General features: G+C 60.1%; 23 protein-coding genes. 8 read left to right on the top strand and 15 right to left on the bottom strand.

The genetic code is table 11. From position 1 onward, the window contains the following. Positions 1-135 precede the first annotated feature (135 nt). The 7 genes from IEW17_RS09850 to IEW17_RS09820 form a co-directional block, all read right to left on the bottom strand. Complete coding sequence (locus IEW17_RS09850) at positions 136-1,005, bottom strand: nucleoside phosphorylase (protein WP_188561875.1); 870 nt, start codon at positions 1,003-1,005, stop codon at positions 136-138. A 165-nt stretch (positions 1,006-1,170) separates the two neighbouring features. Continuing rightward, complete coding sequence (trhO, locus tag IEW17_RS09845; RefSeq protein WP_188561874.1) at positions 1,171-2,127, bottom strand: oxygen-dependent tRNA uridine(34) hydroxylase TrhO; 957 nt, start codon at positions 2,125-2,127, stop codon at positions 1,171-1,173. Between the two features lie 8 nt (positions 2,128-2,135). Continuing rightward, positions 2,136-2,768, bottom strand: a complete 633-nt coding sequence (locus IEW17_RS09840) for a NeuD/PglB/VioB family sugar acetyltransferase (protein WP_188561873.1) — start codon at positions 2,766-2,768, stop codon at positions 2,136-2,138. A gap of 127 nt (positions 2,769-2,895) precedes the next feature. After that, positions 2,896-4,197 (bottom strand): hypothetical protein, encoded by a 1,302-nt coding sequence (locus IEW17_RS09835; protein ID WP_188561872.1) that lies wholly within the window; start codon positions 4,195-4,197, stop codon positions 2,896-2,898. Then, positions 4,194-5,495, bottom strand: coding sequence for a DUF2851 family protein (locus tag IEW17_RS09830; protein ID WP_188561871.1), 1,302 nt, complete (start codon positions 5,493-5,495; stop codon positions 4,194-4,196). Before IEW17_RS09830 ends, IEW17_RS09835 begins: the two co-directional genes overlap by 4 nt. 69 nt (positions 5,496-5,564) lie before the next feature. Continuing rightward, entirely contained in the window at positions 5,565-6,209 is a 645-nt protein-coding gene (gene lolA1, locus IEW17_RS09825) for an outer membrane lipoprotein periplasmic chaperone LolA1 (protein ID WP_188561870.1), read from the bottom strand. A gap of 212 nt (positions 6,210-6,421) precedes the next feature. Then, positions 6,422-9,412, bottom strand: coding sequence for an FtsK/SpoIIIE family DNA translocase (locus IEW17_RS09820; RefSeq protein WP_188561869.1), 2,991 nt, complete (start codon positions 9,410-9,412; stop codon positions 6,422-6,424). A gap of 177 nt (positions 9,413-9,589) precedes the next feature. Between IEW17_RS09820 and IEW17_RS09815 the strand changes: the two genes are divergently transcribed. Beyond that, entirely contained in the window at positions 9,590-10,057 is a 468-nt protein-coding gene (locus IEW17_RS09815) for a hypothetical protein (RefSeq protein ID WP_188561868.1), read from the top strand. Here the strand turns inward: IEW17_RS09815 and xerD are convergent. After that, positions 10,032-10,931 carry a site-specific tyrosine recombinase XerD gene (xerD, locus tag IEW17_RS09810; RefSeq protein WP_188561867.1) on the bottom strand — a complete coding sequence of 300 codons (900 nt, stop codon included), beginning with the start codon at positions 10,929-10,931 and terminating at the stop codon, positions 10,032-10,034. The two genes, IEW17_RS09815 and xerD, sit on opposite strands and share 26 nt — an antisense overlap. A 153-nt stretch (positions 10,932-11,084) precedes the next feature. Between xerD and aroQ the strand changes: the two genes are divergently transcribed. The 5 genes from aroQ (at position 11,085) to IEW17_RS09785 (ending at position 14,767) form a co-directional block, all read left to right on the top strand. Continuing rightward, entirely contained in the window at positions 11,085-11,531 is a 447-nt protein-coding gene (aroQ, locus tag IEW17_RS09805; protein WP_188561919.1) for a type II 3-dehydroquinate dehydratase, read from the top strand. A 252-nt stretch (positions 11,532-11,783) separates the two neighbouring features. Beyond that, on the top strand, positions 11,784-12,851 hold the full coding sequence (locus IEW17_RS09800; RefSeq protein ID WP_188561866.1) for an aminotransferase class V-fold PLP-dependent enzyme: 1,068 nt from the start codon (positions 11,784-11,786) through the stop codon (positions 12,849-12,851). Between the two features lie 147 nt (positions 12,852-12,998). Beyond that, complete coding sequence (locus tag IEW17_RS09795; RefSeq protein WP_188561865.1) at positions 12,999-13,559, top strand: MarC family protein; 561 nt, start codon at positions 12,999-13,001, stop codon at positions 13,557-13,559. Continuing rightward, positions 13,560-14,033 (top strand): ribonuclease HI, encoded by a 474-nt coding sequence (gene rnhA, locus IEW17_RS09790; protein WP_188561864.1) that lies wholly within the window; start codon positions 13,560-13,562, stop codon positions 14,031-14,033. Positions 14,034-14,041: 8 nt separating this feature from the next. After that, positions 14,042-14,767: a tRNA1(Val) (adenine(37)-N6)-methyltransferase gene (locus IEW17_RS09785; protein ID WP_188561863.1), complete on the top strand. Its 726-nt coding sequence runs from the start codon at positions 14,042-14,044 to the stop codon at positions 14,765-14,767. Positions 14,768-14,820: 53 nt separating this feature from the next. Here the strand turns inward: IEW17_RS09785 and IEW17_RS09780 are convergent, their stop codons facing one another. The 3 genes from IEW17_RS09780 to IEW17_RS09770 are packed head-to-tail and all read right to left on the bottom strand — an operon-like array spanning position 14,821 to position 17,886. Then, positions 14,821-15,513, bottom strand: a complete 693-nt coding sequence (locus IEW17_RS09780; RefSeq protein WP_188561862.1) for an ATP-binding cassette domain-containing protein — start codon at positions 15,511-15,513, stop codon at positions 14,821-14,823. A 15-nt stretch (positions 15,514-15,528) separates the two neighbouring features. Next, positions 15,529-16,488, bottom strand: a complete 960-nt coding sequence (locus IEW17_RS09775; RefSeq protein ID WP_188561861.1) for a hypothetical protein — start codon at positions 16,486-16,488, stop codon at positions 15,529-15,531. Between the two features lie 51 nt (positions 16,489-16,539). Next, positions 16,540-17,886, bottom strand: coding sequence for a saccharopine dehydrogenase family protein (locus IEW17_RS09770; RefSeq protein WP_188561860.1), 1,347 nt, complete (start codon positions 17,884-17,886; stop codon positions 16,540-16,542). Between the two features lie 128 nt (positions 17,887-18,014). On the opposite strand from IEW17_RS09770, the gene cdd reads away from it, so the two are divergent. Then, complete coding sequence (cdd, locus tag IEW17_RS09765) at positions 18,015-18,515, top strand: cytidine deaminase (protein WP_188561859.1); 501 nt, start codon at positions 18,015-18,017, stop codon at positions 18,513-18,515. Between the two features lie 8 nt (positions 18,516-18,523). Continuing rightward, positions 18,524-19,189 (top strand): alpha/beta hydrolase, encoded by a 666-nt coding sequence (locus IEW17_RS09760; protein ID WP_188561858.1) that lies wholly within the window; start codon positions 18,524-18,526, stop codon positions 19,187-19,189. 88 nt (positions 19,190-19,277) lie between these two features. On the opposite strand, the gene IEW17_RS09755 is transcribed toward IEW17_RS09760, so the two are convergent. The 4 genes from IEW17_RS09755 to IEW17_RS09740 form a co-directional block, all read right to left on the bottom strand. After that, complete coding sequence (locus tag IEW17_RS09755) at positions 19,278-20,027, bottom strand: SDR family NAD(P)-dependent oxidoreductase (RefSeq protein WP_229748937.1); 750 nt, start codon at positions 20,025-20,027, stop codon at positions 19,278-19,280. A 77-nt stretch (positions 20,028-20,104) separates the two neighbouring features. After that, entirely contained in the window at positions 20,105-20,908 is an 804-nt protein-coding gene (porT, locus tag IEW17_RS09750; RefSeq protein WP_188561856.1) for a type IX secretion/gliding motility protein PorT/SprT, read from the bottom strand. Next, entirely contained in the window at positions 20,857-21,585 is a 729-nt protein-coding gene (gene ubiE, locus IEW17_RS09745) for a bifunctional demethylmenaquinone methyltransferase/2-methoxy-6-polyprenyl-1,4-benzoquinol methylase UbiE (RefSeq protein ID WP_188561855.1), read from the bottom strand. The genes porT and ubiE overlap by 52 nt, the downstream gene beginning before the upstream one ends. A gap of 175 nt (positions 21,586-21,760) precedes the next feature. Next, a complete protein-coding gene (locus IEW17_RS09740; protein ID WP_229748930.1) occupies positions 21,761-23,980 on the bottom strand; it encodes an OmpA family protein in 2,220 nt (739 codons plus the stop codon). Between the last annotated feature and the right edge of the window lie 96 nt (positions 23,981-24,076).

Below are 24,076 nucleotides of genomic sequence, written 5' to 3'. Positions count from 1 at the left end.
ATTAGCGCAAAGCAGTTGCGGATGGCAGCAACTTTTAGCAATTTCTGAACTGAAAATGGCCCGCCGAAGCGGGCCATTTCTATCGACTTTTAACAGATGCTGCGGCATGCTATTGAAACCGCTGAAGGACGCGAATTAGAGAAGCTGCAGGGTGCGCTCAATCATGGCATCGACCACAGCCGTGGCATTTTCGGCAAACTCGCCGGTGGCGCGGTTGGCCACAATGGCATTGAGCGAGAGTACGTCGTGGCCCAGCAAGCGGCCCAGCGCATAGTAACCAGCCGTTTCCATCTCAAAATTGCTCAGGCGAAACTCGCCCTCGGCACTTTGATGACGGAAGCCCTGGAGGCGGGCAATGTAATCGGGCTGGCGCAGGTCGAGGCGCAGGCGGCGGCCCTGCGGCCCGTAGAATCCGGGGCAGGTAAGCGTGTTGCCCATGGTCATACCCGCGCCCAGCTGCTCGCGTATCAGGTCGGAGCCGCGCACCACGTAGGGAGCAAAAGGCAGGCCCAGAGTCTGCTGCAGTTCGGTGGCGATTTCAGTTTCCAGGCCGGTTTCCATCAGCGGATAGAATTGCATGAGGCTGTCGAGGCCCACGGCGTGCTCGGTGGCCAGCATGGCGCCAATGGGCACATCGGCCTGCAGGCTGCCGCTGGTGCCCAGCCGGATGATGCGCAGGCTCAGGCGCTCCTCGGCCGGGCGCACGGTGCGGGACACGAAGTCGATATTGACCAGCGCGTCGAGCTCGTTCATCACAATATCAATATTGTCGGTGCCCATGCCGGTGCTGAGCACCGTGAGGCGCTTGCCGCGGTAGTAGCCCACGTGGGTCACGAACTCCCGGTGCGTACCCTCAAACTCCACCGAATCGAAATGCCGACTCACCTGTGCCACCCGGGCGGGGTCGCCCACGGTCAGGATGGTATCGGAAATATGGTCGGGCAGCAGGTTCAGGTGGTAAATGCTGCCGTTGGGGTTCAGGATGAGCTCGGAGGAAGGAATCATGGGAATAATTGAGAATGAAGAATTAAAAAGTTAATGGTCAGAACTGCCGGACCAAAAGAGGCTGTTTAGGAATTCAAAACGTCTGTCATTCTTCGCAGGCTCGGGATGACAGACGTTTTGAATTCCTAAACAGCCTCAAAGAATGCGGCTGGGCATTTATCATTTTTAATTTTCTACCAGTCCCCTAGCGTAAGAGGTCAGGCCCTGGGCGGGCGTGTAATGGTTGCTCGGCTTGAAGTAGACACCGGTAGCGTTGTAGGGGCGCTTGCCGGGATGAGCGGCGCAGGCTTCGGAACAGGCTCCGCGCAGCTCCGCGCCGCAGGCTTCGCAGAGTGGCAGATGGGCATTGCAGTGTGGGTTGGCGCAGTTGACCAAGCGGTTGCTGGGCTTCTGGCAGTGCTGGCAACGCGAAATCACGGTGGGATTTACACGGTTCACATCCACCGCCACGCGGTTGTCAAACACGTAGCACTGGCCATCAAAATCCTCGCCCCCGGCCTCAATACCGTACTTGATGATACCGCCGTGCAGCTGGTACACATTTTCAAAACCTTGTTCCAGCAGGTAGGCGCTGGCTTTTTCGCACTTTACGCCGCCGGTGCAGTAGGTCAGGATTTTCTTGTTTTTGAACTCCTTTAATTTCTCCACGCGCTCGGGGAAATCACGGAAGTTCTCCATATCGAGCGTTACGGCGTTCTTGAAGCGGCCAAGATTGTACTCGTAGTCGGAACGCACATCCAGTACCACCACATCGTCGCGGTCTTTCAGTGCCTTAAATTCGGCGGGCGATAGGTGCTGACCGGTTTTTTCGTGCGGCCGCATGTGATGCAGGCTGCTGTGCACGATTTCGGGCTTCACGCGCACGTGCAGCTTCTGAAACGTGTGGGCCGGCACGTCATCGACCTTGAATTCGAGCGCGGCAAGGCGCGGGTCAGCCTTTATCGCCGCCATGTAGCGGGCGCAGTTTTCCACGGTGCCCGATACCGTTCCATTCAGCCCCTCGCCCGCCACAATTATGCGCCCGCGCAAATCCAGCTTCAGGCACAATCGATGGTGCTCGTCGCGAAACTCCTCCGGGTTATCGAGGGGCGTGTAGCAGTAATACAGCAGAACCTGGTACATTCTTTTAACTAAACTTTAACCGCTGGATTGCCGAACACGGTCTGGCCACTGGCCACATCGGCCACCACCACCGAGCCAGCCCCAACACGGGCTTTATCACCGATTTTGACGCCGGCCACCACCACGGCTCCCGCCCCGATGAAAGCCAGCTCCCCCACTTGCACATCGGCCCCGAGCAAGGCTCCGCTGCCCAGCTGGGCAAAGCTGCCGACGTTGGCACGGGCTTCAACCACGCAGTTGGCCCCAATCAGGCAGCTGTCGCCGAGCGTGGCGGTAGCGGCTACCACCGCGTTGGGGCCCACGTAGTTGCCGTGGCCCAGCGTGGCGTGTGCCGATACGCTGGCCCGCGCATGAATGGCATTTACCGGCACAGCTTCGTACTCGGTGCGCAGCATTTGGGTGAGGCTGCGGCGGCTGGCCGTGTCCTCGGTAGCTACGAATACCTCGCATTTTTTACCCAGCAACTTCAGCAGTTCGCCGTCGTCGGTATTGCCCATCACGGGCACGTCGAGCAACTCCGTGCCTTGCAGCTTGGCATCGTCGTCGAGCAAGCAGTACACCACCACTTCGTTGGAGAGAAAAGCATCGAGAGCAGCCGTGCCAACCGTCTGGGCACCAAGAATAATAACGGGATTTTCCATGAATTGCGTTGCAAATTTCGGCGCTTAGCTCCGGCAGCAATACGCCGCCGGAAACAGGCCCGAAACGCAAAGGTACGATGCGAGCCGCAGGGGCTGTTTTGCGAACGAACGGGCAGCGCGGCCCAAGCTACCGCCAGCTTCCCCGCTCCAAGCCCAGCCGCCGAAGTACGGCCGCGGCGTAGTCATTCTGAAGTAGCAGCAGCAACAAATAGGGCAGCAGCCCGCTACGGTAGCGGTTGAGCGAGCCCAGATTGGGGGTTGTCAGGCCGATGAGAAAAGCCAGCACTAGGCAAAAGATAATCAGGCCTAGCGTTAAGCCAAAGGGTAGCCGGCCGGGCCGGCCGCGTACCACAGCCCACCCAGCCAGCGCCAGCAGGACCAACAGGGCCACGTTTTCAAGGGCGGCAGCAACGTACAGGGGCTGCCACGACTCTCCCAGCCACGGCCGGGTCAGGGCATTGGCCGCAGCCAACGGAGCGTGCGCGGCAATACTTGTGCCAGTGGGCCGCAGGTTAGGATATTCAAAATGGGGCCTGCCTATCGAATGCGCAACATCGAAGGAGTAAACTTTCATTACCTGATTCGTGAATTTATTCAAACTGAACGCCGTGCTCAATTGCGGAACCAGCCACACGCCACTCCCCAATACAGTTGCCAGCACCAAGGCCTGCACGCCGTGCTGCCGCACCACGCCGCTACGCCACAGGGCTTGCACTATTGCCACGCCCACCAGCACCCCGATTAGTGGCACAGCGAAGAAATAGCGCATACCGAAGTGCACCAGCGCCAGCACCACCGTGCCCGGCAGCCACGCCGCCCAAGCCCACCCAGACCGAGTCGGACCAAAGCAAATATCCATCACCCGAGCCGTGAGCCAAGCTCCGCTTCCCAGTAAAACAGCTTCTTTGCTAATGCCTGTGGCCCAGAACCATACCGACGGCCAAAACAGAAAGGCCACCAATCCAGCCCCCGCCGGTGTATCAGGGAATACATTGACCAGCGTACGAGCCAAGACCCAACAGCCTACAAAGGCGAACAGGCTTAAGTAAAGCGCGTTCAGCCAGTCAATTTCCAAAGAGGCCAAGTTTAGCACGGCCAATACCTTTATCAAAATCCAGGTATTAGAGGTATTGCGAAAAACAAAATCGTAAGACGCGTGACCTTTGGGAAAGACGGTAACGGCCCGGGTTAGAATGTCCCAAGTTTGGGTGGGGTGCTGCCAGATTTTGTCCGTAACCAAGCGCCCCACAAAACTCATAAAGGCCGCATCGGCTTGGGGATGCCAGTTACGAACCGCTCCCACCAAAACCCGCAGCCCAAGGGATAGGCCGAACACCCCACGCCATGTTCCCGACCACTGCCGCCGCAGCCAAGGCAGCAGCAGTACCAGTAAGCCTACATTGAGCAGAATGGCTAGTACTACTTTCATCTTATAATTCGAGGCTGCTGCACCAGCCGGCTGCCAATGGCGCAGTGCAGGCAGCGGCGTGGAACGCAGTAGTTTTTGTGCAGCGCCAGCAGTCCCTGCGAGTCGGCGGCGGTGCGGTGGGCAAACCCCAGCGTCTCGTACACGTCAGTGAATTGGTTGTGCTCAGCGGGCAGCTCACTAAGGAGCGCTACGCTGCTTTCGACCACAGCAGGCTGGCCCACGTGGCGGGCATAGGCCACGCGCAACGGCACCACTACATTGGTAATCAGCAAATCAATACTGGCTTTGCCCAGACTGGGTACTTTCCCCGGCCGGCCGGGCCGGAAATGTGCGCGCCAATAATCCGGCGCTGGGGCCTGAAAGAATTCGGTGAGCGCCGCCACGCTTTGCGCCGTCAGCAGGGCATCGAACAGGGCCGGACGGGCGTGCAATAGACCCACTAGCTGGCCCAAACGCACGGGCGGAAAATTGGCCGGCCGCAGGCGGAGGTAGTTCCATTCGTGCACGGCCATCGCGGCCGCACCCAAGTTGTATTTATGCCGCAGGAAATCGTGCTCCCGCCGCAAGTCCTGAATGTAGGCGTCGGTAGCTGTTTCGTCGTTTTCAGCCAGAAAGCCGGCCTGCCCAAACAGTAGCGCTTCCAACTGGCGCTGGTCGTGCCGGTGGCGGCGCAGCACGGCCAGCGGAACTGCCTTGGCAAGGCGCGCCAGCGGCTCGCTGTTTTTCTGGAACCCAAAAGCGGCCATGAGCGCGTGGTAGGCCGTGGCTTCCCAATCCTGCCCCAGGTGCTGGTGCAGCTCCAGAACCGTGTCGGCCTTGCGTTCCACGCGCTCCAGCAAAGCGCGCTCCGTCATCATCGTTTTCGTGATTTCGGGCACCAGCTTCAGCAGTGGCGCGCAGGGCAGCGGGGCAGTCGTCGGCGCATCTACCAGGGCCTGGTAGCGGGCCAGCAGCTCGGGCGCGAGGCGGGTTTGGAGGGCCAGCGCCGGAATTGGGCTGCCGTTGGTGCGCACCACTTCGGCATCGTGGCTGCCCACTACGTGCAGCACCACCTGGTCGTACTTGGCATCGATTTGGTGGTTGTGGCGGGCCCAGTCGGACGAGCGCAGGTGGATTTCCACCGCCCCGTTCCATTCCACGTCGCCCAGGCGCAGGCGGGCGTTCAGGAAATCGGGACCAGCATCGGCGTTGCGGTGGCCCGGTTTGAGTACCTGAATTTCCTCACCCGCGGCCGTGCGCAAGTCGGCCTTATCAAAGTACTGGTGCTGCCATACGTAATGGAGAAAATCTTCGCGCATGGCAGCAAATGTAAAACGGCCCGCCTCTTTCGAAGCGGGCCGTTTGAAATTAGACACTGAATAGGCGGCTTAGCGTAGGTCCACCACTTTCACGCCTTTGTACTTGGCCTTGTCGAAGGCAAACGTGCCGGCATTGGTGGACGGATTGGGCTGGAATTTCTTGATGTAGAAGGTGTACTGATTGCCGTTTTTCTTGAACATCTGCCAGCTTTTCACCGAGGCATCCGATTTTCGCACCTTAAGTCGCACTTTAAACACGTCATTCTGACGGTTATCCGGCGACAAATCAATGACATCGAGGGACTCGCCGCCTTCGGTTACCTGCTGCACGTAGTTGTACTTATAACCCTTTTTATACATCGTGTAAATCTGCGAGGGCGACATTTCCTGCGAGTCCGGGTCCGAATCGGAAATATTCACCTCGTTTTCGTTCTTCAGATAGGTCCAGGTGGTTTTGCCATCATTGATGACTTCCTGACCGCTGATTTTGAGGCGAAACTTCTGGCCGCTCACCGTGATGTCGCCGTTGATGTTTTGCTTCACCTTGGCACCAGGATTTTCCAGGGTTTGAGTGAAAGTTGCCTGAAAAGCTTTCAGCGCCTGATACTTGGCGCTCATCTGGTCCAGAATCTTGCCGGCTTTGGGGTCCTGTTGGGCGGCGGCGGGCAAAGCCAGCGAGGCCGCGAGCAACAGCAGGGAAAATGATTTTTTCATTAGTAGGGAGGGAGAGTTCAAGAGGCGCTTGTGCCACGCCTAAAAAGCCTGATACGGATACGGCTTAACAAACAACCGGCCAGGATATCAGTGAAAGCCCGATGAAGGCAAAAATAGTTCGGGCGCAATATCTGGCTTTCGTGAGGGAGCAAGCACCCGGCCACTGTTCCGCCAGACCCAAGCGGCACCGTGCGGGCGGCAGTATGCATGCGCTACTTCGACTTTATGCTGGTCAGCAGTTGTTCCAGCTGGTACTCGTCGGGAATAAGTACATCGCGGGCCTTACTGCCCTCAAAAGGCCCCACAATACCGGCGTGCTGAAGCTGGTCGATGAGTCGGCCGGCTCGGTTGTAGCCCAGCTTGAGCTTGCGCTGAAGAAGGCTGGTGCTGCCCTGCTGATGCAGCACAATGCAGCGGGCCGCATCCTCAAACATGGAGTCGCGTTCCGAGGGGTCCATTTCCTCGTTGCCGCCGCCGGCATCACCGTCGGCCCCGGCCACTTCGGGCAGCAGGTAGGCGTCGGAATAGCCCTGCTGCTCCCCAATAAAGTCGCAAACCCGGTCCACTTCCGGCGTGTCGATAAAGGCGCACTGCACCCGAATCAGGTCGGAACCGGCCGAGAACAGCATGTCGCCCTGCCCAACAAGCTGGTCGGCTCCGCCGGTGTCCAGAATGGTGCGCGAGTCAATCTTGCTGGTCACCTTGAAGGAAATCCGGCAGGGGAAATTGGCTTTGATGATGCCCGTAATCACGTTTACCGAAGGCCGCTGGGTGGCCACGATGAGGTGAATGCCGATGGCGCGGGCCAGTTGGGCGAGGCGCGCAATGGGCGTTTCTACTTCCTTGCCGGCCGTCATCATCAGGTCGGCCAGCTCGTCAATCACCAGCACGATGAAGGGCAGGAAGCGGTGACCCTTCTTGGGGTTGAGGCGGCGCTCGATGAACTTGACGTTGTACTCCTTCAGATTGCGGCAGCCGGCTTCTTTGAGCAGGTCGTAGCGCCGGTCCATCTCCATGCACAGCGAATTCAGCGTATTCACCACCTTCTTGGTGTCGGTGATAATGGCTTCGTCGGTGTCGGGCAGCTTGGCCAGGTAGTGGCGCTCAATCTTATTAAAGATGCTCAATTCCACCTTTTTGGGGTCGACGAGCACGAATTTTAGCGTGGCGGGATGACGCTTGTAAAGTAGCGAAGCCAGAATCACGTTCAGGCCCACCGACTTGCCCTGGCCCGTGGCACCAGCCATGAGCAAGTGGGGCATTTTAGCCAGGTCGGCCACGAATACCTCGTTGGTGATGGTGCGGCCAAAGGCAATGGGCAGGTCCATTTCGGTGCGGGCGAACTTCTCCGAGCCCAGCACCGAGCGAATGCTCACCATTTCCTTCTTGGCATTCGGCACCTCGATGCCGATGGTGCCCTTGCCCGGAATAGGGGCAATGATGCGGATGCCCAACGCGGCCAGACTCAGGGCAATATCATCCTCCAGCGCCTTGATTTTGGAGATGCGCACGCCCGCTTCGGGCACAATTTCGTAGAGCGTGACCGTGGGCCCGATGGTGGCCTTGATGCTGGCGATACTGATGCCGTAGTGGCCCAGCGTCTCCACGATGCGGTCCTTGTTGGCTTCCAGCTCCTCTTTGGTTACCTGGGCTTTGGCTACGCCGTAGTCGTTGAGCAGCTCCAGAGTCGGGAATTGGTAGCGGGCGAGGTCCAGCGTGGGGTCGTAGTTGCCGGCCGGCATGGCGTCGGCATCCTCGTCTTCGTCGGCCACGGCAGCAATGGCGGCTCCGGCATTGGGGTCGAGGTCGTCGCGGCCCGGCGTGGTGATTTCAAGGGAGCGAGGAGCGGGCAGCGAGGCGCGCGGGGCAGGCACGGGCAAGTCGCCATCAGCCAAATCAGCCAGCGAAAGCGGCGTAGGAATAGCAGATACGGAGGCACTGGCCGCTACCGGCGGCTCGTCGGCTATCGGCATTTCGATGGAAAAGGCCGGGCCAGCAGTTACCAGCGGTACCGCCACCGCAGCGGCCGCAGCCGTCGTCGCAGCAGTGGTTAAGGCCGGAGCCACCGCCAGGCCCGCCACGCTGAGGGGCAAACCAGCGCTGGCCCGAGGGGCGGGCTCAAACTCAACTGCAGCAGCAGGCGTACCGGGCGAGTCATCAGCATCCAGCTCCAGCGCTGGGCGCGCGGCCTGCGCACCACCGGCGACCACCGTAGCAGCGCTCGCGGCAGTAGCGCTTTGCCCCGTTGGAGCGGGCATAACGGCCTTGGGCTTTTCTGGAATTGCGGCGGCTACCGGGGCTACAGCGGCAGCTTGCTCTGCGGCCAGCTCGGCCTCCAGCTCGGCGTCTTCGTCGGCATCATCCTCGGAGCTAAGGCTGCGGAAGCGGCTCAGGTTGAGGCTGGTTACGTTGAAGAAAAACACCACGAAGGATATCAGCGCGAAGGCCAGCAGCAGCACCGTGCCCCAGCCGATGAGGCTGTCGAGCCAGGAAGCGGCTTCGAAGCCTACTCCCCCGCTCAAAAAATCGAGGCGGTGGGCCAACACGGGGTCGGCCCCGGGCGTGGCCAGGGTCACGACCACGTAGCCGAGCAGCACGCTTAGCCACGCCATGGTGAACAGCCCCAAGGCCAGCACGTAGCTCGCCGAGCCGCCGGCCGTGCGGAACACAATCTTATACCCCAGAAAAAACACGATGGGAATGAGGGCAAACGCCGCCACCCCAAACAGTTTGTAGATGAACAGATGCGCGGCCCAGGCCCCGAGCAAACCCAGCCAGTTATTGGATTCCTGCCCGGCTTCCTTCACGGGTACGGTGCCCAGGGAACCGACCACGCTCTGGTCGGCGTGACCGGTGAACAGAAACGAGGTGAAAGCAATGGTGAGGTACAAACTGCCCAACAACAGGCCGAACCCAATGAACAGGTGGAAGCGGCGGTCGCGCAGCAGGTTCAGCAAGTTGACCACGCCGGGTAGCGGGCCCCGCGGGGCGCGGGGTGCCGTGGCGGGTTTGGCAGCGGGGGCCGCCACGCGGGCTGCCTTGGGCACGTTGGTGGCGGCGGGGCGGGGCTCAGCGCGCCCGGCCGGAGCGTCTTCAGGGGCGGGGGTGCCGGGACGTGCCTCGTTGCGCCGCAGCGGCCGGGATTCGGCAGGGCGGTTGGCAGAAGGACCGGCGGGGGTATTTTTATAACGATTATCTGCCATTCGAAAGAAGCATAAAGGCCAAATCTACGCAATTCACGGCGGTTTTTTTGTGCGCCGGGCCGAAATCTCACCGGGTGCCAAGCGGCGGCGAAAATGCTGGGAAGTTTGTTCGGCAACGCCGCAAGCCGTTACATTTACCGCTGCCCCTCCCCTACTCTCCGCTCGCGCCCATTCGCTATGTCTAGCCATGTTTTTTGCCACGACTCCGCCACTGGCTATTGCGCCGCCGATTTTGATACCGATAACGGCTGGCTGCTGGTGACGTGGAAGGGGTTTGTGACGGCACAGGACGGCGAGCAGGGCGCACAGGAAAGCCTCCGGATGCTGCGCCTTACCCACATACCGTTTCTACTGAACGACAACAGCCAAGTGACCGGCCCGTGGTTCGACTCGGTGGAATGGCTAGAGCGGGTGTGGGCCCCGCAAGCCGAGCGGCTGGGCCTGCGCTGCGTAGCCCATGTAATGCAGCCCGACGCCAACGCCGAATTAGCCGCCGGCAGCGCCCACAACCCCTTTGCGGACCGGTTCGACCTGCAAATTTTTAGCACCGTAGCCGAGGCCCAGCGCTGGCTGCACGACTGCCAGCAGCCAGCAGCCGGCCACCTGAAGAAGCTGCCCCCTAACTGCGCGGGTGAAACTCGGTGATGACCTGGCGCAGGTAGTCCCGGTCGAGGTGCGTGTAGATTTCGGTGGTCGTAATGCTGGCGTGGCCCAGCATTTCCTGCACAGCGCGTAGGTCGGCCCCGCCCTCGATGAGGTGCGTAGCGAAGGAATGCCGCAGCGTGTGCGGGCTGATGGTTTTGCGCAGCCCCGCCTGCTCGGCCAGTTTTTTGAGCGTGGTGAACACGGTGATGCGCGAAAGCGGCCGGCCGCGCTGACTCAGAAACGCGAAGTCTTCACTGCCGGGCTTAATATCGAGGTGCCCTCGCACACCGCTCAGGTAAAAGTTGAGGTGCTTGAGGGCTTCGCGGCCGATGGGCACCAGCCGCTCCTTATTGCCCTTGCCCACCACTTTCACAAATCCCTGCTCGGCGTACATATTGGACAGGCGCAGGTCGCACAGCTCACTCACGCGCAGGCCCGAAGAGTACATGACTTCAAGTAGGGCGCGGGCGCGCAGGCCTTCGTCGGTGCTCAGGTCGATAATGGCCAGGAGCTGCTCAATTTCGGGGTAGCTGAGGGTATCGGGGAGGTGGCGGCCGGTTTTGGGCGCTTCCAGCGTGTCGGTGGGGTCCAGCTTCAGCAGGTCTTCCATGATGAGGAAGTTGAAAAACGCCTTGAGGCCCGAGAGCGTGCGGGCCTGCGAGGTGGCGCTCAGGCCCAGCCCTTGCAGCGTAGCCAGGAATTCGCGCAGCACCACCGTAGTTACTTGCAGTGGTCCCATGTGCAGCTGCTGCAACACCAAAAACTGCTGGAGCTTGGTGGTATCGCGCACGTAAGCCTCCACCGAATTGGGCGAGAGCGACTTTTCGAGCCGGAGGTAGCCCTGAAATTGTTTGATGGCAACGGGCCAGGTCATGGGTCTTAATGGAATGAGACCCAAAGAACGTCATACTGAGCTTGCCGAAGCACCTCGCCTGCTTCGTTGCAGCGCTTGGATTAGTTGCGGCCGCAGGGATGCTTCGGCAAGCTCAGCATGACGTTCTTTGGGCTTTTCAATGCTCCTCCCAACATGGATATCCTCATCATCAACGGCCCCAACCTCAACCTGCTCGGCCGCCGCGAGCCCGGCATCTACGGCAACCGCTCGTTCGAGGACTTTTTTCCGGAGCTCGAAGAAGCCTTTCCCAAGCTCAAGCTGGCGCACTTTCAGTCCAACCACGAGGGCGCGCTTCTTGACAAGCTGCACGAAATCGGCTTCTCCCACCACGGCATCGTGCTCAACGCCGGGGGCTACACCCACACCAGCGTGGCCCTGGCCGATGCCGTGGCCGCCATTGCCACGCCCGTGGTAGAGGTGCACCTGAGCAACCTGGCCGCCCGCGAAGACTTCCGCCAGAAGAGCCTGCTGGGCCGCCACTGCGCGGGCTGCATCAGCGGATTCGGCCTGGAAAGCTATCGGCTGGCCGTGCAGTGGTTCGTCAATCAGCAACCCAAGCGCGTCGGCTTTCGGGTCTGAAAATTTTCCAACGCGTCTTCCCGAGCCTTCGCCGTTCATTCCTACCGGCAGGAATGCACGGCGAAGGCCCGGGAAGACGCATTGGGTTTGCGTGAGGTGCCATTGGCCGGCCGGGAGAACTATTTGCCGCAATGAAACGGCCCTTCTCGGCGTTGGAAAATCAATACGCGGGCCGCTAAATGCTGCTTCCGACGCTTGGCGTAGCCGTTACCTTTACGGTGGCGGTGCCCTCTCCTCTTGCTCCTTCTTCCCATGTATACCTTCAATCCCGGGCCTTCGGCCGTATATCCCGCCGTTCGGCAGTACCTCACCGATGCTTTTGACGAGGGTTGGCTCTCGGCCCCGCACCGTTCCGAAAAGGTCACCAGCCTGGTGCGCCAGACGGTGACGGACCTCAAAACCAAGCTCAACGTGCCGCAGGACTACACCGTTCTGTTCGCCAGCTCGGCCACCGAATGCTGGGAGATTCTGGCCCAGAGCCTCACCCCGCGCCGCTCATTTCACCTCTACAACGGCGACTTTGGCGAGAAGTGGCTGAAGTATGCCCGGGCCATTCGGCCAGCCAGCACCGGGCTCTCCTTCGGGCTCGATGAGGTGCCCGACGTGACGGCCCTGCCCTTCGCGCCCAACGATACCGACCTCGTCTGCATTACCCAAAACGAAACCAGCACCGCCACCCAGCTGCGCGAAGGCTTCATCCTGAACCTCTACAACCGCCTGGGGGGGGCCTTGCTGGCCGTGGATGCCACTAGCTCGCTGGGCGGCCTGAACCTGAAGTACATCAAGGCCGACATCTGGTTTGGCTCGGTGCAAAAGTGCTTTGGGCTGCCCGCCGGGCTGGGCGTGATGCTGCTCTCGCCCCGCGCCGTGGCCCAGGCCAAAACCCTGAACGACCGCACCTACTACAACAGCCTGCCCGCCATGCTGGCCCAGATGCTGAACTTCCAAACCAACTTCACGCCCAACGTCCTCGGCATCTACCTGCTGAGCCGCGTGCTGGCCGACCGCGAGCCTATCAAAACCGTGCAGCAGCACTTGGTGGACCGTGCTCAGAAACTCTACGATTTCTTCGACCAGGCCACTCCGCTTCGCCCCTTCGTCACGAACCCCGAAACCCGCTCCACAACCGTCATCGGCCTCCAGGGCGAGCCCGCGCTCATCGAAGAAATCAAGCTGAAAGCCCGCGCAGCCGGCCTGCACCTGGGCAGCGGCTATGGCCCGCTTAAGAACACCACCGTTCGTATCGCCAACTTCCCCGCCGTGCCCGATGCCGCTTTCGAGGCGCTGGTGCAGTTTTTCGCCAAAGAGTTTCCGGGGTAATTCAGTTTTGGTATCGGAATAAGAGAACGGTCATGCTGAGCTTGTCGAAGCATCTCTACCGCTTCGTTGCAACAGCGTGAATTAGTTGCGCAGTAGAGATGCTTCGACAAGCTCAGCATGACGGCCTGCTAAAACCAAAATCCCTCAATGCTCAACCTCCAACAAATCTTTTCGGTCACGCTCACGCTTTTTGCCGTGATTGACATCATCGGCTCCATCCCGATTATCATTCAGATTCGGCAGCGCGAAGGACAGATTAAGGCCGAACTGGCCACCATCGTGGCGGGCTGCCTGATGGTGACCTTTTTGTTCCTGGGCCAGAGCATTCTGCATTTGTTCGGTGTCGACAACGAGAGCTTCGCGCTGGCGGGCGCGGTCATCATCTTCCTCATCGGGCTGGAAATGATACTCGGCATCCAGCTTTTTCATTCTGACCTCACGGCCAGCACGGGCTCCATTGTGCCGCTGGCGTTTCCGCTCATCACCGGGGCCGGCACCATGACCACGCTGCTCTCGCTCCGAGCCGCCTACACGCTGCCCAATATTCTGGTGGGCATCCTGCTCAACCTGGTATTCGTGTACGGCGTGCTCAAAACCAGCCCTTGGATTGAGCGCAAGCTGGGCAAAGCCGGCGAGGACGTGCTGCGCCGCGTGTTCGGCGTGATTCTGCTGGCCATCGCCATCAAGTTATTCAAAGCCAATTTTTAGATGATACACCTGTTCACCGACGGCTCGGCCCGCGGCAACCCCGGCCCCGGCGGCTACGGCGCTATCCTGCGCTACGGCCCCCACGAAAAGGAGCTGACCCAGGGCTTCCGCCACACCACTAATAACCGCATGGAGCTGCTGGCCGTGATAGTCGGCCTCGAAGCCGTGACGCGCCCCGACCTGTCCATCCGCGTCGTTTCCGACTCCAAGTACGTGGTCGATGCCGTGGAGAAAAAATGGGTTTTCGGCTGGGAGAAGAAGTCTGATTTCGGCAAGAAAGCCAACGAGGACCTGTGGCGCCGCTTCCTCAAAATATACCGCCAGCGCAAAGTGAGTTTCCACTGGATAAAAGGCCACGCCGGCCACGCCGAGAATGAGCGCTGCGACGTGCTGGCCGTGCAAAGCGCCCTAGGCAAGGGTGGCCTGCTGGTGGACGAAGGCTACGAGGCACTGGCCAAAACGTCGCTGCTGTAGGTCCGTTCATGTCCAACGACTACTTCCAGTTCCAGCAATTCCGCATCGAGCAAAGCCAGTGCGCCATGAAGGTGAGCACCGACGCCTGCCTGCTGGGCGCGGCCGTCGACTTGAACGCGGCCACCCGTTTGCTGGATATCGGCACCGGCACCGGCCTGCTGGCTCTCATGGCCGCCCAGCGCCACGCCAGCGTGGAGATAGTAGCGGTGGAAATAGCGGAAACGGCAGCGGCGCAGGCCGCGGCCAACGTGGCGGGGAGCCCGTGGAACAGTCGCATCCAGGTGCGGCCGCAAGGCTTGGCAGAATATGCGGCCACTCAGCCCGGTCCGTTTAGTCACATTGTCTGCAATCCCCCATTTTTTCGGCGGTCGCTACGCTCACCCGATGCGGCGCGGAGCACCGCCCGGCACACGGCCGACGACACCCTTTCCTTTGGCGCATTAGCGAATTTCGCTCAGGAATTTCTGCAGCCTGCGGGCTTGCTCACCGTGTTGCTGCCGCCGCCCGAAATGCAGGCCTTTGAGCAAGTCGCAGCCGCAGACGGGCTGTATCCGGCCACCCGGTTGATGGTGCGGCACCGGCCCGGCAGCCGGCCGCTGCGGCACATCACCGGGTTTCGACGCGCCACGGGCGCTGTTCGGGAAACGGAGCTGGCTATTCGGTCCGCTGACGACGACACGCAGTATTCGGTGGAGTTTCGCACCTTGTTGGCGGGGTTCTACCTGGCGCTGTAACGCGGACTTTTAGTCCGTGGACACCCTTGCTGGTTGCAGACTAAAAGCCCGCGCTACAGCAGTTTCTTCAGCAAGCCCAGCTTCTCGCGGTGCAGGCTATCGAGCAGGTCGTTTTCAAGCGTACCGAATTCGGCCGCTGTGTAGTGGCGCTGCACGCGCCCGCCCACCAGCACCGAGATTTCATCGGATGTTTCGGTGAGCGCCCCGAGGATGTGCGATGTCAGCAGAATGCCCGTGCCCCGGTCGCGCAGGCGCTTCAGGATTTCCTTGAGTAGCAGGTTGGCTTCGAGGTCAAGGCCGTTGAAGGGCTCATCCAGAATCAGGTAGTTGAACTGCTGAACGAGGAGCGCCAGCAGGGCCAGCTTCTTGCGCATGCCGGCCGAGTATTCGTCGGCAAACTGGTCAAGCGGCAGTTCCAGCAGCTGGTTCCAGCCGGTGAAGTCCACCACGGGCCGGCCACGGGCCTGCAGGCAAAACTCCAGGTACTCGCGCCCGGTGAGGCGCGGGTAGAAATACGGCTCGTAGGGCAACAGGCCGGTACGCTCGCGCACCGCCGAGCCGGCAGTATCGCGTATTGTACCGCTAAAGTCGCTTTCCAGTCCGTAAAGGCAGTTGATAAGCGTGGTTTTGCCCGCGCCGTTGGCCCCCACCAGCCCGTGGATGGTGCCGGGCCGCAGGGTCAGGCTAGCGTCGTGCAGCACGATGTGGCTGCCATAGGCTTTGCGCAGGTTGCGAATTTCAAGCATTGATTAAAAAGTAAACTACTGGCCCAGCACGCGGCGCAGCCGCCGCTGGCTTTGCCAGATGACGCCGCCCACCGCCACCAGCAGCAGCACCGGATACACCGGGTGGCCCACCATCGTAAGGGCCACGGCAACCACCAGCGCCTGCGTAATGCGAATGTGCGTGCTATTGGGATAAAATGCGTATTTGACCAGGATGAGCAGGCCTAAAAGCATCAGCCAAGCCAGCCCCACGGCCACTGCCGCCCCCGGCCCCGGCCCCGCCGGCCCGCTGCCCAGCAACCACAGCAGCGGCGCGGCCGTGAGCAACCCGTAGCCCAACCCCAGCGCCAACCGCCGCCGCAGAAACTGCCGGGGCGTGCGGGCCGCCAGCACCAGCATGGTCACGGACTCGGAAGTGCCGTAGCAAGGCAGCACCATTAATAACCAGCCCGCTAGCGCCAGCACCGAGGCCAGCGGACCACCCCGCTGCCACCACGCCCCGGCCAGCAGCAGCGGCCATGCCCACAGGCCGCCTGTGCGCATACCACTCACCCATTCAAATGCCTCGCTGCGAAACAGGCTGCGGGCACGCTGGCGAGTGCTGCGGCTTTCGCGGGCCGGGGGCAGCGCCGCCACGGCCGGAGCCAGCGTCAAGGTCAGGAACGCCGCGCCCCAATCGCCAAAGCCTACCAGCGCAACGGCCACCGGCAGCGCCCACAAAAAGTACTCGGCCGCCAGCCAGCGCCGGTAGGCCGGTGCACTGGTGGCCAGAAATCGGATATCGGCCCGCTGCCGGTGAGCTGAGGCCAGCGTCAATGCCACAAAGCCCGGTGCGGCCCACTGCCAGCGCGGGTGAGTAGCGGCCAGCACCAACGCCCGGCCAACAACGGCCACCAGCATCGGCACCAGGAATGCCAGCCGTAGCCAGCCGATTTCGCGGAGCAGGCGCCCCGTCAGCAGGTAGCGCAGGTGCAGGTAGGCCCGAAGTGGCATCATAGCGCGGGCCCAACGTCCAAATGCAGTTAAGTATTGCTAAAAAGCGACCGACTAATGCTCCTCCTCACTGAACCGGATGCCATAGTCCGCCGCCAGCTCCTCCAGAATTGGCTCATACAAATCAGCCCCAACCGGAATAAGTACGCCGCGCTGGGCCACTTCGCCGCGCAAGAGGCGGCGCACGGCCATGCCCAGCGGTAGGCCCACCGTTTTGGCCATGCCGGTGTGAGTGGCATCATCCCCGACCACGGCCAGCGACGACGTGAGTCGGTGGGTCGCCCCATTCAGCTCAAACTCAAACTGGTGCTGCATCACAATCAGGTCGTGGTCATGAGGCTGCAGCTGCCACTTTTCGCTCAGCAGGCGCTCTAGCAGCTGGGCGGGCGTGGCGTGGGCGTGGCCCACTAGCCGGTCTGAGAACAGGCCCAGCCAGCTCAGACGACCTATTTCCTCGCCGGCAGGATTCAGGCCCAGGTAAGTGGCAACCCGCTGTGACAAATCGAGGTGCGGCACTTGCGTGGCGGGCAGGTAAGCCGCTACCAATTCGGCCCAGGTCATGGTTTCGGGGTTGTCGAGGTTCACCGAATCATCGGTGAGGCCCAGGCGCACCAGCGCGTGCCAGGCGGCGCAGTAGCCCGGGCGGCGCAAGGTGCCGCGCAGAATAGTCGGAACGTCATCCAGGCCATACGGGGCGCGGTAGCTCAGCGAGTCGCGGTTGGCGTAGCCTTCGAACTCGCCGTGTTCGGGCACGGTCAGGCTTTCGGTGCGGGCGAACAGCTGCTGGTAAGGAATGAAGCGCAGGCGACCGTTTTCCAGAAACTTGGCGGTGCTCTGGCCGGCCAGCACCACGTTGCGCGGGTTCCAGGTGAACTTGTATTTCCAGGGATTATCCCCTTCCGCCGCCGGGGCCAGCAGGCCCCCGCAGTAGCTCTTGAAAGACGTAATGACGCCGCCCCGCGTCCGGATGTGCTCAATGGCCCGCATGGCCGACATATGGTCCAGGCCAGGGTCGAGGCCGCACTCCATGAGCAAGGTCACGCCTGCCGCCACCGCGTCGTCATGCAGCGCCCGAATCTCCGGGCTCACGTAGCTGGCCGTGGCCAGGTGGCGGCCGTGGCGGACACAGGCACGGGCCACCACGGGGTGCAACGTGGCCGGCAGCATCGAAATCACGGCATCGGCCTGGCTCACCAGCGCCTCCAGCCCGGCTTCATCGGCGAGGTCGAAGGGCACGGCGCGGGCGTATTCGCTGTGCGCGGCCAGCACCGGTACCAGATGGGCCGGATTTACGTCGGCCACGGTCAGGAACCAGTTTTCGGTGGGCGCGTGGCGCAGTAGGTACTGAATAAGGGAAGAGGCCGAGCGGCCGGCCCCCAGAAGCAAAAGGCGGGAAGTCATCCGGCAAAAGTAGAACGCTACGATGCTTTGCTGAAGAATGAGGAAGCTTCCGCCCATTTTTAATTCTTAATTCTTAATTCCCTATCAGGCACAGGGTAGTACCTTCGCCGCCCCCTTATCCCCTCCGCATGGCCCGAATTTCCCGCCAGCAGTTCATTGACTTCGAAGAGCTGGACTCCAATACCGACCTGACGCCGGCCGAACAAACCACCTGGCAGGCCGCTCGCGACGCTACCAACCACGCCTACGCCCCCTATTCCGGCTTTCACGTGGGTGCCGCACTACTGCTGGCCGATGGCACCATCTTTCGGGGCACTAATCAGGAAAACGCCGCTTATCCCTCCGGTCTTTGCGCCGAGCGCACCGCCCTATTCGGTCTTGCGGCCGCACAGCCCGGCCACTCGCCCATTGTGGGCATGGCTGTGGCCGCCCGCCCCAGCGACGGCGATTTTGGCCCCGCACTGCCCTGCGGGGCCTGCCGCCAGGTGATGCTGGAGTACGAAACCCGCCAGAACCAACCCATTCCGCTCCTTCTCCCGGGTCGCGACGGCACTATTCTGCGCTTCAGCACGCTCAGTGCCCTCATGCCGTTCAGCTTTTCGGCCGACGACTTGCCCGTCCTGAGCTAGCCATTGCCATGGAGCACCACCTCACCGTTTCGCGCACGGCCCGCTACCAGCAATTGGGCACCCTGTCGGCCCGTACGCGGCGGGTATGGTTCGCGTGCCACGGCTACGGCCAGCTGGCAGCCTACTTCGTGCGCCATTTTGCTTTTCTGGCCGAAGCAGACCCCGCCACCGTAATCATTGCCCCCGAGGGCCTGTCGCGCTTCTACCTCACCGGCAACGGCGGACGCGTGGGAGCCAGCTGGATGACGCGGGACGACCGCCTCCACGAAATTGCGGACCACATTAATTTCCTCAACCAGCTTTCCGCAAAAGTGCTGGCCAATTGTTCGGCCAATGTGCAGGTCACGGTGCTCGGTTTTTCGCAGGGTACCGCCACGATATGCAGATGGCTGGCCCAGGCGGCTTTTCGGCCTGCACAGCTCATCCTATGGGCCGGCAGCTTCCCCGACGACTTAGCCCCCGATATCGCCCAACGACTCCTGCAACACCTACCGCTCACCCTTGTAGTCGGCACCGAGGATGAGTACATCTCTCCATCCCAGGCCGCAACTGTCCGGCAACAGCTCCAGCTACTTGGTGCCACGCCCCGGCTATTAACCTTCCCAGGCAAGCACGAGCTAAACCGCACCGTACTTGAAGAACTGGCCCAACTGACTACCCCAACTCACAAATAGCAGAATGGGCTTGCGAACCACCCAAGGAAGTTCGCAAGCCCATTCTTATTACTTCAGATTCTTCCGGTCAGCCTAGCTATTCGTCAGCTTATTTGCGCGCGATGGTGGTAGCCGCGCCCTGCGCGCCCGCCAGCACCAGCACTTCGGCAATGGTTACGTGCGGCGGCCGGGTCACCATAAACACGATAACGTCGGCAATATCCTCGGCTTTCAATGGCTCGAACCCTTCGTACACCTTGGCTGCCCGCGCTTCATCGCCCTTGAAGCGAACCTGCGAAAACTCGGTTTCTACCGCACCAGGATTTACTTCGGCCACGCGCACCCCCGTGGGCAACAAGTCAAGCCGCATAGTTTTGGTGAGCATGCTCACTGCGGCTTTGGTAGCGCAGTACACATTACCATTGGCATAGGCTTCCTGTCCGGCTATCGAGCCAATGTTCAGGATGAAGCCCGTTTGGCGGGCTGTCATGCCCGGCAGCAGGGCATGGGTCACGTTCAGGAGGCCGCGCACGTTGGCGTCCAGCATCTGGTCCCAATCAGCCGGGTCGCCGGTTTGGATAGGGCTTAGCCCGTGGGCTCCCCCGGCATTATTCACCAGTACATCGGGCGCGCGCAACGCATCCGGCAGCGATGCCACCGCCGCAACAACCGCCGCCCGGTCACGCACATCGAATGCGAGCACGTGCACCGGCAACGGGGCCAGTTCCGCCGCCAGTTCATCTAGGCGCTCCCGTCGCCGGCCCGTCACCACCAATTGGTAGCCAACCTTGGCCAGCGCCACCGCCGTAGCCCGGCCAATTCCCGACGACGCGCCGGTTACGAATGCAGTTTTCATAATTGGTGCTTGATTTTTGGTGTCCGATGCTTGGTTATTAGTTACTCAACAGACCAAGAACCAGCTACCAGGCACCAGCTTTAGTTTTGAATATTGATGTAAAGCGTCACCGAATTGGTGCTCATGCTTTGCAAGCTATTGCTGAATACATCGTTGTGAGGCACCAGCAGGTTACGCAGGCCGTGCGAAAAGCGCAGCTCGGGGGCTAGCTTAAACAACGGATAAAACAGCTCCAGACCCACGCCGTATTCCAAGGTTAGGTCACTATTCAACGATTGTAGTTGATTGCGGAGCGGGTCGCTGCGGCGATTACTGGCCGTCAGGCTGGGGTTCAGGCCGGCAATCATGTAAGCCCGTGTATTGCGGCGTCGGTCCGACTGGTACTTCACCAACAATGGAAAATTGACGACCGTCGACGTAATCTCCTGCGTCACGATGGAATCCGGATTGGGATAGCCCCGTGGGCGGAACTCCACCCGGCGAGTGAGGAAGCTCACGCCGGGTGCGAACCGCAGGACGAATGGTGTGCCTGGTCCGCCTAAGCGGGCATCGCCAATAAAGCCCACCGTCAGACTAGGGCTGATTACTGAGTTGGCCGTGACATTTCGGTTGTTGACGTACGTTTTCGACTGTTCAATAGTGAACTTCGAGCCCGTAAAGCCCACGTACATACCCGGATGAAACCACCGCTCGTCGTAGGCCGGCAGGTTTTTTACCGTCACCGATTTCACTACGCCCTTACTATTGCGGGTAATGCGGGAGTTGGTCTTGCGCTGGGCCAGCGCCACGGTTGGGGCTACCAGCACCAACAGGCCCAGTAGCGCTAAGCGCTTTAGTTGTGCGCCGTGTATATCGAACTGATACCGAATGTGAGGGGTTGCCATGCAGGTTCTTTGAAGCCGACTTTGGCCAGAATGGCCAGGAAATCGGAGCCGTCGGGAAATGCCTCCACCGAAGCAGGCAAATAGGTATAAGCCGAATTATCTTTGGAAATAAGCTTACCAAAAACGGGTAGCACCTGACGGAAATAAAAATTATATGCTTGTTTGAGCGGAAAAGCAGTTGGTTTGCTGAATTCCAAAATCACCAGTTTGCCCCCCGGCCGCAGCACCCGGCGCATCTCGGACAGGCCCGCCTCCAGGTGCGCGAAGTTGCGCACTCCAAAAGAAGCAGTCACGGCATCGAATTCCCCATCAGCAAAAGGCAGGTTTTCCGAGTCGCCGAGTTCGAGTTGAATACGGTGCCCCAGGCCCTTGGCGGCCAGCTTGCGCCGACCTACTTCCAGCATACCCTCCGAAATATCTACGCCCGTCACGTGCGCGTCGGGCGCGGCAGTCCGCAGGGTTTCGATAGCGAAATCGGCGGTGCCGGTTGCAATGTCCAGAATGCGGGCCGGACGCAGGGTTTTCAACTCATCCACTGCCTTGCGCCGCCAATAGATATCGGTGCCAGCGCTGAGGAAATGGTTGAGGAAATCGTACTTGCCCGCGATGGAATTAAACATCTGGGCAACCTGCGATTTCTTGTCGGCGGAATTGTCTTTGTAAGGTACTACGGCCATGAGCGGGCGCAAAGAACGGAATTGAAGCGAGAAAATTGTTCTTCCCCAACGCCTAACTGAGCCGGTTTGTTGGCCCGGGCGCTACAAAAGCGTAGCGCCGGCCGGGCAAAGGGGATAAAAAAAGGCGGGCCGGACAATCTGCCCGGCCCGCCTCCCTATTCAAAGGTCAGAGCGATTACTCGTTCTTGGCTTTGATTTTGGTCTTTTCGCCATCGGCGTCTTTGGCTTTGCCCTTAACTTCCCCGTTTTTGGTGGTCGTCTTGGTATCGCCGCTCGGGCCTTTGGTTTTCACTTTCACTTTGTCCGAATCTTCGTCCACTTTGGTTTTCACCTTGGTGCCGTCGGCCATCTTCATTTTGCTTTTGCCGGGGTTCAGCGGCGCGGCGGTAGGCTCAGCCATCGGGGCCATTGGGGCAGCAGGTGCCACTACTGGCATCGTCTCGCCTTCCTTCAGCACCACCTTGAATTCGTCGCGGCGGTTGAGCTGCATGTTCTCGGGCGAATCGTTCGGCGCAGCCGGACGACGCTCGCCGTAGCTCACGGTCGTCATGCGGGTTTCGGCAATGCCCTGCTTCTTGAGGTAGTTGTAAGCCGCCTCAGCACGGTTCTGGCCCAGTACCATGTTGTACTCATCGGTGTTGCGCGAGTCGCAATGGCCTTCAATCGAGATGTTGATGCCGGTGTTGGCCATCAGTACCTGGCTGGTGTTGTTCAGCTCCGTAATCGACTCCGGACGGAGCTTGTACTTATCGGTATCGAAGTAGATGTTCTTGAACGCGAGGCCAGTGCTGGTCGTGTCAATGTAATCGACGTAAAAATTCTTGGTGATGGTGGTCGAGTCGTTGGTCGACACCGGCACGGCGAATTCCTGCGTTTCAATGTTCTTGCCATCCTTGCTCACGGCTACCTGGTAGGTACGGCCCGAAAGTACAGCTACTTGGTAAGCGCCGTCGGGCTTGGTGACATCGCGGAAGCTCAGAGCCGTTTTGTCGGCCTGGGCACCGCTGAATACCAGCTCAATGCCGGGAATAACGGTGGTGCTGTCGCGCTTCGAGAACACCTTGCCAATGATGTTGGCGTTTTTGATGTAATTGATGGTGTAGATGTCCTTCTCACCGTAGCCACCAATGCGGTACGAGCTCAGGTAGGCATATGAGCCATCAGGACTCAGACGGTAGTACGAGTCATCATCCGGCGTGTTGATGGGGTAACCCATGTTCTGCGCGGGGCCCCACTTGCGGCCAGCTTCGTCGTACTCCGACTTGAAGATGTCATAGCCACCCATGGTGTTGTGACCGCGCGACGAGAAATACAGCGTCTTGCCGTCTTTGCTCATGAACGGGCTATCGTCGTCGTACTTGGTGTTGATATTGGCACCCAACGACTTGGCCGGACCGAAATCACCACCAACCACGCGGGTCGACTGGAACAGGTCAAGTGTGCCGTCCTCGGCGTATTTACCGGTGGCAAAAACCAGAGTCAGTCCGTCAGGCGTAATAAAGGCATCTCCTTCATAAGCCTTCGAGTTGATGTTGCCATCCAAAGGTTTCGGAACGCCCCAGTCTCCGCCCGACTTATCCGACACAAAGATGTCGCCGTTGTTGTCGTTGCGGTACATCAGCAGCTTGGTATCGTTGTCAAACAGTTGCGTTGACGCATCGTGGCCTTTGCCGTTCAGCACACCGCTCAGCGAGCGGGGCTTCTGCCAGTTCTCGTCGTCAATGCGAGTGGTTTCGAAGATGTCTTCGTAATACTCACCGTCGGCGGCAATGCTCTTGTTTTTACTATCCGAAACCTTGCCGGAAGCGCCGGTTACGGCCTCACCACGCGAGGTGAAGATGAGCACCTTGTCATCAGATGAGATAACCGGGCTATGCTCCGAGTACTGCGTGTTGATGGTAGGACCCAGGTTCTTTACAAAAATGTCCTTGGGCGAGTTGAATTGCACCTTGGCATTTTTGCTGTGTTGAATCAGCTGCGCCAGCTCTTCTTTGCGCTGGTCGTTTTTCTTCAACGTAGCGTTGTAAGCCTGGAAGTGAGCTACGGCCTCATCAAAGTTGTAGTTGAGGTGGTCGACCCGGCCGAGCCAGTATTCAACCGACTTATCAACTTTGGGCTTGATTTTTTGTGCCTTATAGATGTAGTCGCTGGCCTTCTCTTTGTCGAACGACATGTAAGAGATGCCCGCATTGAACAGCGCTTTGGCGTTATTGGGGTCTTTGGCGAGCACCTTCTCATAGTACGGGAGGGCAGCACGGTAATTATCCTGCTCGAAGAACTTGTTACCGGTCTTGAGGTCCTTACGGGTGCTTTGCGCGGCGGCCGGGTTGGCCATGGCAGCGGTGAGGGCAACAGCGCACGACGCTTGCAGTAACCTTCTGGATAAGTTGTCCATTGGAGGAGATTTTTGAAAAAAAGAAATTTCTGAAGGGGTTGATTTACGTTGAAGCGGCGCCTGAAAGCGGAAGCAGCGAGCAGTATTTTGGGTTTA

The organism is Hymenobacter frigidus (genome assembly GCF_014640435.1).
Lineage (GTDB): Bacteria > Bacteroidota > Bacteroidia > Cytophagales > Hymenobacteraceae > Hymenobacter > Hymenobacter frigidus.
This window is presented reverse-complemented; position numbering and strand designations above follow the sequence as displayed.